The organism is Streptomyces calidiresistens (genome assembly GCF_014141525.1).
Taxonomy (GTDB): Bacteria; Actinomycetota; Actinomycetes; order Streptomycetales; family Streptomycetaceae; genus Streptomyces; species Streptomyces calidiresistens.
The window spans coordinates 1-7,948 of record NZ_VKHS01000188.1 but is presented as its reverse complement, the minus strand read 5'-3'; the positions used below and the strand labels follow the sequence as shown (position 1 = coordinate 7,948).

6 protein-coding genes are annotated in these 7,948 nt (G+C 74.1%); 1 reads left to right on the top strand and 5 read right to left on the bottom strand.

What is annotated here, in order from left to right:
- Positions 1–460 precede the first annotated feature (460 nt).
- Positions 461–1,792 (top strand): UDP-N-acetylglucosamine 1-carboxyvinyltransferase, encoded by a 1,332-nt coding sequence (gene murA / locus FOE67_RS10495; RefSeq protein WP_182662879.1) that lies wholly within the window; start codon positions 461–463, stop codon positions 1,790–1,792.
- Between the two features lie 187 nt (positions 1,793–1,979).
- Here the strand turns inward: murA and FOE67_RS10490 are convergent, their stop codons facing one another.
- From FOE67_RS10490 to FOE67_RS10470, 5 genes are all read right to left on the bottom strand, one after another.
- Positions 1,980–2,261 (bottom strand): HU family DNA-binding protein, encoded by a 282-nt coding sequence (locus FOE67_RS10490; protein ID WP_182662874.1) that lies wholly within the window; start codon positions 2,259–2,261, stop codon positions 1,980–1,982.
- Between the two features lie 326 nt (positions 2,262–2,587).
- The gene (locus tag FOE67_RS10485) at positions 2,588–4,033 is read right to left on the bottom strand and encodes an NAD-dependent malic enzyme (protein WP_182662871.1); all 1,446 of its coding nucleotides are present in this window, start codon (positions 4,031–4,033) and stop codon (positions 2,588–2,590) included.
- Between the two features lie 407 nt (positions 4,034–4,440).
- The gene (locus FOE67_RS10480; RefSeq protein WP_182662869.1) at positions 4,441–5,712 is read right to left on the bottom strand and encodes a DNA cytosine methyltransferase; all 1,272 of its coding nucleotides are present in this window, start codon (positions 5,710–5,712) and stop codon (positions 4,441–4,443) included.
- Positions 5,713–5,797: 85 nt separating this feature from the next.
- A complete protein-coding gene (locus FOE67_RS10475; RefSeq protein WP_182662867.1) occupies positions 5,798–6,718 on the bottom strand; it encodes a serine hydrolase in 921 nt (306 codons plus the stop codon).
- Entirely contained in the window at positions 6,715–7,677 is a 963-nt protein-coding gene (locus FOE67_RS10470; RefSeq protein WP_182662877.1) for a LysR family transcriptional regulator, read from the bottom strand. Before FOE67_RS10470 ends, FOE67_RS10475 begins: the two co-directional genes overlap by 4 nt.
- Between the last annotated feature and the right edge of the window lie 271 nt (positions 7,678–7,948).

Sequence of the window (7,948 nt, the reverse complement as noted above, 5' to 3'; positions counted from 1 at the left end):
GGGTCGGGGAGGCCGATGACCGGCGTGCGACGGGCACGTCACCGGGATTTTTCGTACAGGCGTCCGGAGTGGGGGTGTGGTCACCGGACGAGGCCCCCCGGTCCCGACCGGGGCCCCTCCGTCGAACACCGGACCGAAGGGCGTCCGGCCACTCGCACCGCCCGCCGCACCGCCCGTTGTCCCGCCCGTCGTCCCGCCCGAGGGGTCCGGAATTCGCCCGCTCCCGGAGGGAGCCGACCGATTCGTTCCCGGGCCTCCGGCGGCGCGCCCCGGCCGGGCCGCGGATATGCGCGGGAATCACCGGGGGGACCTGCGCGAACACCGCGGGGAACGCGCGGGGGAACGCCGACCGAACGGCGTCCCCGGGGTGTTCGTCCCCCTCACCGCGGGGAATGACCGGCGCGATTGTCCTATTACCATCGTGTCTGGTTCCCACCCCTTCCCGCAGATCGCGAGTTCCATGACCGACACCGGCACCGATGACGTCCTGCTCGTTCGCGGCGGCACCCCGCTGGAGGGCGAGATCACCGTCCGCGGCGCGAAGAACCTGGTCCCCAAGGCCATGGTCGCCGCGCTCCTCGGAAGCGGCCCCAGCAGACTGCGGAACGTCCCCGACATCCGGGACGTGCGGGTGGTACGGGGCCTGCTCCAGCTGCACGGCGTGACCGTGCGCGCCGGGGAGGAGCCCGGCGAACTGGTGATGGACCCCTCGCGGGTGGAGAGCGCCAACGTCGCCGACATCGACGCGCACGCCGGGTCCTCCCGCATTCCGATCCTGTTCTGCGGCCCGCTCCTGCACCGCCTGGGACACGCCTTCATCCCGGGCCTCGGCGGCTGTGACATCGGCGGCCGGCCGGTCGACTTCCACTTCGACGTACTGCGCAAATTCGGCGCCCGCATCGACAAACGCGCCGACGGCCAGTACCTGGAGGCCCCGCAGCGACTCCAGGGCTGCAAAATCCGACTGCCCTACCCGTCGGTCGGCGCCACCGAGCAGGTTCTGCTCACCGCCGTGCTGGCGGAGGGACTCACCGAATTGACCAACGCGGCGGTCGAACCGGAGATCGAGGACCTGATCTGCGTCCTGCAGAAGATGGGCGCCATCATCTCCATGGACACCGACCGCACCATCCGGATCACCGGCGTGGACCACCTCGACGGATACACCCACCGGGCGCTGCCGGACCGGTTGGAATCGGCCTCCTGGGCCAGTGCCGCGCTGGCGACCGGCGGCGACATCCTCGTGCGGGGCGCCGCCCAGCGCGAGATGATGACCTTCCTCAACGTCTACCGGAAGGTCGGCGGCGCCTTCGAGGTCACCGACGGGGGCATCCGGTTCCGGCACCCCGGCGGGCCGCTGAACTCCATCGCCCTGGAGACCGACGTGCACCCCGGTTTCCAGACCGACTGGCAGCAACCGCTGGTGGTCGCCCTCACCCAGGCCACGGGGCTGTCGATCGTCCACGAGACCGTATACGAGTCGCGGCTGGGCTTCACCGAGGCGCTGAACCAGATGGGCGCCCGGATCCAGCTCTACCGCGAGTGCCTGGGCGGCACCCCCTGCCGCTTCGGGCGGCGCAACTTCCTCCACTCGGCGGTCGTCTCCGGCCCGACCCGCCTGCAGGGCGGCGAGCTGGTCATCCCCGACCTGCGGGGCGGGTTCTCCTACCTGATCGCCGCGCTGGCCGCCGAGGGCACCTCGCGGGTGCACGGCATCGAGCTGATCAACCGGGGCTACGAGAACTTCATGGAGAAGCTCGGCGTGCTCGGCGCCAAGGTCGAGCGGCCCTGAGGCACGCCCCGGGGAACGGGGAACACCGCGTCCCGCCGCCGGGCCCCGTCCCCGCCCCGGATGACACCGGAACGGGGACGGGGCCCGGGGACGTTCCGCGCGGAACGTCCCCGGGCCCCGTCGGCCGGGAACCCGGGGCCGTCCGCCGGCCGGCCCGGCGGACGGGCGGGGCGGCGGACGGTGGGGCTCACTTGCCCTTGGCGGCGTCCTTGAGCTTCGAGCCCGCGGAGACCTTGACGCTGTAACCGGCGGGGATCTGGATCGGCTCGCCGGTCTGCGGGTTGCGGGCGGTGCGGGCGGCGCGGTGGGTGCGCTCGAAGGTCAGGAAGCCGGGGATGGTGACCTTCTCCTCGCCCTTGGCGACGACCTCGCCGGTCACCTCCGCGAGGGCGGCCAGCACGGCATCGGCGTCCTTGCGGGTCACCTCGGCGCGCTCGGACAGCGCGGCCACCAGCTCGGTGCGGTTCATAGTTCGTACTCCTGTGTGTTTCTTGCCGGTCAGGCGTGAGATCGAAGCCGATGGTGCCAGGGTGCTCGGACAGCTCCCCGGTCGGGTCCGCCTGTTCGGCCTCTCGCCCGAGTGTGCATCCTGCCCCCGGACCCGGCCGGAAAGCCAATCCGGCACCGCCCCGGCCAGGCGATCAGCCTACGGGTCCCGGGCCGCCGACCACGCACGACGCGCCGCCGAACGGGTTGCGGGCGCCGGCGGGACCACCCGGGCGGGGCATCCGGGACCGACCCGGCCCACCCGTGGGGGTGATGACCGGCCGTCCCCGGGGCGCCGCGGGGCGGCCCTCAGGCGTCCCCGGTGGCCTCCCCGGCCTCCGCCGCCTCGGCGCGGGAGCGTTCCACCGCGTCGCGCACGGCGCCCGCCACGGCGCCGGAGACCCGCTCGTTGAAGACGCTGGGCACGATGTAGTTCGGGTTCAGCTCGTCGGGGCCCACGACGTCGGCCAGGGCGCGGGCGGCGGCCAGCATCATCGTCTCGTCCACGGCGCGGGACTGCGCGTCCAGCAAACCGCGGAAGACACCGGGGAAGACCAGCACGTTGTTGATCTGGTTGGGGAAGTCCGAGCGTCCGGTGGCCACCACGGCCGCCGTCCGGCGGGCGACGGCCGGGTCGATCTCCGGGTCGGGGTTGGCGAGCGCGAACACGATGGCGCCCTCGGCCATGGCGGCCACGTCGTCGGCGTCCAGCACGTCGGGGGCGGAGACCCCGATGAAGACGTCGGCCCCGACCACGGCCTCCTTGAGGGTGCCGGTGAGCCCGGTGGGGTTGGTGTTGTCCGCGATCCAGCGCAGCGGGGCGTCGCCGTCCGCGTCGGCCAGGTCCTCCCGCCCGGCGTGGACCACGCCGTGGATGTCGGCCACCACCGCGTCCCGCACGCCGGCGGCGAGCAGCAACCGCAGGATGGCCGTGCCCGCGGCGCCCGCCCCGGACATCACGACCCGCACCCCGCCCAGGTCCTTGCCGACCACCCGCAGCGCGTTGTGCAGGGCCGCGAGCACCACGATGGCGGTGCCGTGCTGATCGTCGTGGAAGACCGGGATGTCCAGGGCCTCGCGCAGCCGCGCCTCGATCTCGAAACAGCGCGGCGCGGAGATGTCCTCCAGGTTGATGCCCGCGAAGCCGGGGGCGATCGCGCGGACGATCTCCACGATGGCGTCGGTGTCCTGGGTGTCCAGGCACAGCGGCCAGGCGTCGATCCCGGCGAATCGCTTGAACAGCGCCGCCTTGCCCTCCATGACCGGCAGCGCGGCCCTCGGCCCGATGTTGCCCAGGCCGAGCACGGCGGAGCCGTCGGTGACCACGGCGACGCTGTTGCGCTTGATGGTCAGCCGTCGGGCGTCCTCGGGGTTGGCGGCGATCTGGGTGCACACCCGGGCCACGCCGGGGGTGTAGATCATCGAGAGGTCGTCACGGTTGCGAATGGGATGCTTGGAGCTCATCTCGATCTTGCCGCCGAGGTGCATCAGGAAGGTCCGGTCGGAGACCTTGCCGACGGTGACGCCCTCGATGGTCCGCAGCTTCTGCACGATCTCGTCGGCGTGCGCGGTGGAGGTCGCGGCCACCGTGACGTCGATGCGCAGGCGCTCGTGGCCCGAGGCGGTGACGTCGAGGCCGGTCACGTGGCCGCCGGAGGACTCCACGACCGTGGTGAGCTGGCTGACCGCGGTGCCACCGGCCGGCACCTCCAGTCGCACGGTCATCGAATAGGAGACACTGGGCGCCGTTGCCATGGCGGAACTTCCTTTTCCGTCCCCGGGTGCCGGGGAAATCATCCGTGTGGTGCGCGGCGGACGCGGCGGTCCGGGGGCTCGCCCGATCCTCGCGCGACGGCGCGCCCCCGCATCGTCGCACTTACCGGCGGGTACGCGGTAATGCGTGGTATGTCGCGCGGATATCGCCGCAAGCCGCCCCCCGACCCTAGAAGACGGCGACGCCCCGGGCCGGCCCCGGAGCCCCCGGACCCGGGAACAATACGACCACAACGCGAGGGCCCGGGGCCGGTGCCGATCGGGCGGGGGCGGCGCCCGTCCCACCCGGCCCGGAGCGCCCCCTGTTCGCCCGGTTGGCCCGGTTTCCCCGCATGAACCGGTTCGCCGGGTTCGCCGGGTTCGCGTGCGCGAACGGAACCGAAGCGGGGTCAGGCCGCGTCGGAAGCGGCAGCGACCAGGGCCGGTTCGGGGGACGGGGCGACGGCCGGCTCCTCGGTGATGTCCTCCGCCCGCAGGTGGGTGCCGGGCAGCACCAACTCCTCCACCGTCGGCCGGCGACCGGTGAGGATCCACCGGCAGACCGCCGCGAGCTGGTAGGCGATCAGCGGCGGCACCGCGTCCCCGATGTGCCGGTAGCGGTTGGCCAGCGCGCCCTCGAAGCGGTAACCGCGCGGGAAGCCGTTGAGGATGCCCAACTCCCGCACCGTGCACAGCCGGTCCTGCACCGGGTGCGCGTAGCGACCGTTGCCCACGTGGGCGCACTCGCGTTTGACGGTGGGGGCCGGGCGGTCCCATGCCATCCGCCCGTACACGTCGGGGAAGCTGCCGAAGTCCCCCCGGCGGACCGAACGCGCCATGCTGGGGGTCAGGTACCGCTCGCCGTCCGGCAGCACGAGCAACTCCCGCCAGGAGCCGCCGTCGTGCGGGATGGCCCGCACCCGGCGCTCGGTGGCGGCGGAGTGGAAGCCGGGCGAGGCGTGCGAGGGGTCGTCGGGGTGCGCGACGCCCGCCGGCAGCGGCGGCAGGCCCCCGATCGCCCGGCGCACGGTGATCGCCTCCGGCGCGAGGGAGCGCCCGGCCCAGGCGTCCCGCAGGGTGCGCAGCGGCAGCCCCTCGGCGACCGCGATCACCAGGGCGCGCTCGCGGACCTGCGGCAGGCCGAAGTCGGTGAGGAAGTGCCGCTCGGCGTGCACGGTGTAGCCGCGGGCCTCCAGGTCGGCGCGGAGCATCGCGAAGTGATGGCTCCAGCGGCCCTGCAACAGCTCACGGGCGTTCTCCATCACCAGTACCCGGGGGCGCAACGCGTCCACGTGCACGATGGTGCGGCGCACCAGGCTGTTGCGGCGGTCGTCGGCGAGGTGGTTGCGGGCGTTGGTGCGGGAGAACCCCGTGCACGGCGGGCAGGCGGAGAGCACGTCCACCGGGCCGGTGACGCCCATCAGGGCCATCAGCTCGTCGGGTTCGACCTCGCCGAGGTCCACCTCCACCGGCCGCAGGCCCATGTTGGCGGTGTAGGTGGCGTTGCAGGCCAGCGCGCCGGGCGGGCTGCTCGGTTTGCCCAACTGCGCGTCGGCGGCGCCGAGCAGGGCGAAGTCCGGTTGGGCGTGGAAGCCGTAGCTCATGCCCCCGCCGCCGGAGAACAGGTCCACCACCGTGAAGGGCGCATCCGGTCGCTCCGGTCCGCCGCCCCGCTCCGTCATCCGTCTGCCTCCCGCAGCCACCCGATGCGCTGGAGACTAACAGCCCGTCCGGCGGTCCCGTCCGGTTCGGGCCGCCGCGGCGACCTCAGCGCCCGCGCAGGTGGTCGCGGAGGGTGCGGGCGACCCGGCCCATCAATGCCTCGGCCCCCGGCTGGACGGCGGCCGGCACGTGCGACTCGGTGAGCGCGGCGACGGCGAAGCGTTCGCCGTCGGCGTGCTCGACCACGCCCACCTCGTGACGGAGGTTCAGCAGGGTGCCGGTCTTGGAGGACCACCGGGCGGAGTCGGAGACGAGGTCCGGCGCCAGGCGGTGGCGCAGCAGGTTGTCCCCCATCACCTCGCGCACCCGGGCGGCGGTGTCCGGGTGGATCCCCGACCCGTCCGCCGGGGGCGCCCACAGCGCCTCCAGCAGGTCGACGAAGGCACGGGCGGTGCCGCTGTTGGCGCGGGAGACGTCGAGTTGGGGAACCAGGTGGCCGCGCCCCCGGGTGCCGGCGTCGATGGCGAGGGCGTGGGCGAGGTGGAGTTCGGCGTCGGGGAGGCGCTCGGCGGGGGTGTCGCTCAACTCCCCGATGGTGTGGCGGACGGTGATGCCGCGCAGGCCGTGGGCGCGCAGCAGCGCGGTGACCCGTCGGGGCGGGGTGAGGGCGAACAGCGCGTCGGCGGCGCCGTTGTCGCTGATCGTCACCGCGAGGTGGACGAGGTCGTCGACGGCGATGCGGGCGGGCCGCAGGAAGCGGCCGGTGCCGGTGGGGCCGGGCGTACCGCCCGGTGCCGCGCCGGGCGTGACGGTGATCGACTCGGCACCGTCGAGTTCGCCGCGCCGGATCCGCTCCACCGTGGCGAACGCGAGGGGCACCTTGACCAGGGAGGCGGTGGGGAGTTCGAGGTCGGGGTCGATGCCCACCTCCTCACCGGTGCGCAGGTCGCGGACGAGGAAGGAGCCGCTCAGGCCCCCCTCGCGCAACTCGGCGCGCAGCGCGGTGACCAGGCGTTCGGCGATCACCGGGCGGACCCCCGGGAGGCGCGGAAGGTGCGGAAGGTGCGGGGCGACGGGTCGGCGACGGGCACGTCGGAAGCGGGACCGGGCGGCGCGGCGTCGGCGCCCGGACAGCGGGCGATCGCCTCCCCCGGCAGTTCGGCGAGCCGGTCGGCGTCGTCCGGGGAGCCGGTGACCAGCGCGTACCCCCGGACGGGGTCGAGCTCCCCGATGGGCCGCCAGTGCAGGCCGAGTTCACGGGCCCGGGCCGGCGGGCACAACAGCAGGTCCTCACCGCCGAGGGCCCGGGCGGCGGCGACCTCCGGACTCCGCTCCACGATCAACTGGGAGGGTCGCAGCCCCACCGACTCGCAGACCCGGCGCAGACGGTCGCGGACGTGCGGCACGTCGTCCTCCGGCTCCAGGCACAGGCGGCGGGCCGATCCGGTGTCGCCCCGGGCGGGGCGGAGGGTCTCCACGTACAGGCGACGGGCGGCGGGGGGTGTCCGACCGGCCAGGCCCAGCGGAACCGTCCAGGTCGCCTCGGTCGGCGGTACCGCGAGCAGGGCGGCGCGCACGGTCCGGGAGGCGAGCAGTTCGGCGCGTTCGGCCGGCGGGGCGGAGCGGGGGTCCAGGGTGATGCCCCGTTCCGCCGCCGCGGCGATCAGCCGGGCGACCTCCGGACGGGAGCAGGTGTCGGGCAGGGCCAGTCCGATGGGGGCCCGGTGGGCGCGCTCGGCCTCGTCCTCCAGCGCCTCGGCGGCCAGGACCAGCCGCCGGGCGGCGGGCAGGAGATGACGGCCGAAGGGCGTGGGGGTGGTGTGCCGGGAGCCGCGTTCGAGGAGGGATCGGCCCAGGTGCCGTTCCAGGGCGGCCACCCGGCGGCTGGCCACCGACTGCGACACCCCGGCCGCCGCCGCCCCGACGGTGAAGCTGTTGCGCTCGCTCACGTGCACGAAGGCCCGACACGCCTCCACCAGGTCCATGACGTCCACCCTAGCCAGCCGCCCTCCCATGTCGAATCGGCATGGAACCGCGCGTTCCCGTCTTGGACGGCATGGCGGACCGGCGGCCAGGGTGACGGTGTGCCGGGGCGCTCTTCGGACGCCCCCGGTACCCGGGGGCGTGCCGCGCGGTGGCCCGCGCCCGGAACCCCGCACACCGTGCGATCACACCCTTCCCCAGCGTCACGAGAGGTCGAGATGAGCCCCGTACCGTCGATGTCCCACCCGCCCGGGATCCTGCCCCCCGAAGCCC

Excerpts from the sequence above, each read along its gene's own strand:
- murA (WP_182662879.1), top strand. The coding sequence starts at position 461 with ATGACCGACACCGGCACCGATGACGTCCTGCTCGTTCGCGGCGGCACC.
- FOE67_RS10485 (WP_182662871.1), bottom strand. The coding sequence starts at position 4,033 with ATGGCAACGGCGCCCAGTGTCTCCTATTCGATGACCGTGCGACTGGAG.
- FOE67_RS10480 (WP_182662869.1), bottom strand. The coding sequence starts at position 5,712 with ATGACGGAGCGGGGCGGCGGACCGGAGCGACCGGATGCGCCCTTCACG.
- FOE67_RS10490 (WP_182662874.1), bottom strand. The coding sequence starts at position 2,261 with ATGAACCGCACCGAGCTGGTGGCCGCGCTGTCCGAGCGCGCCGAGGTG.
- FOE67_RS10470 (WP_182662877.1), bottom strand. The coding sequence starts at position 7,677 with ATGGACCTGGTGGAGGCGTGTCGGGCCTTCGTGCACGTGAGCGAGCGC.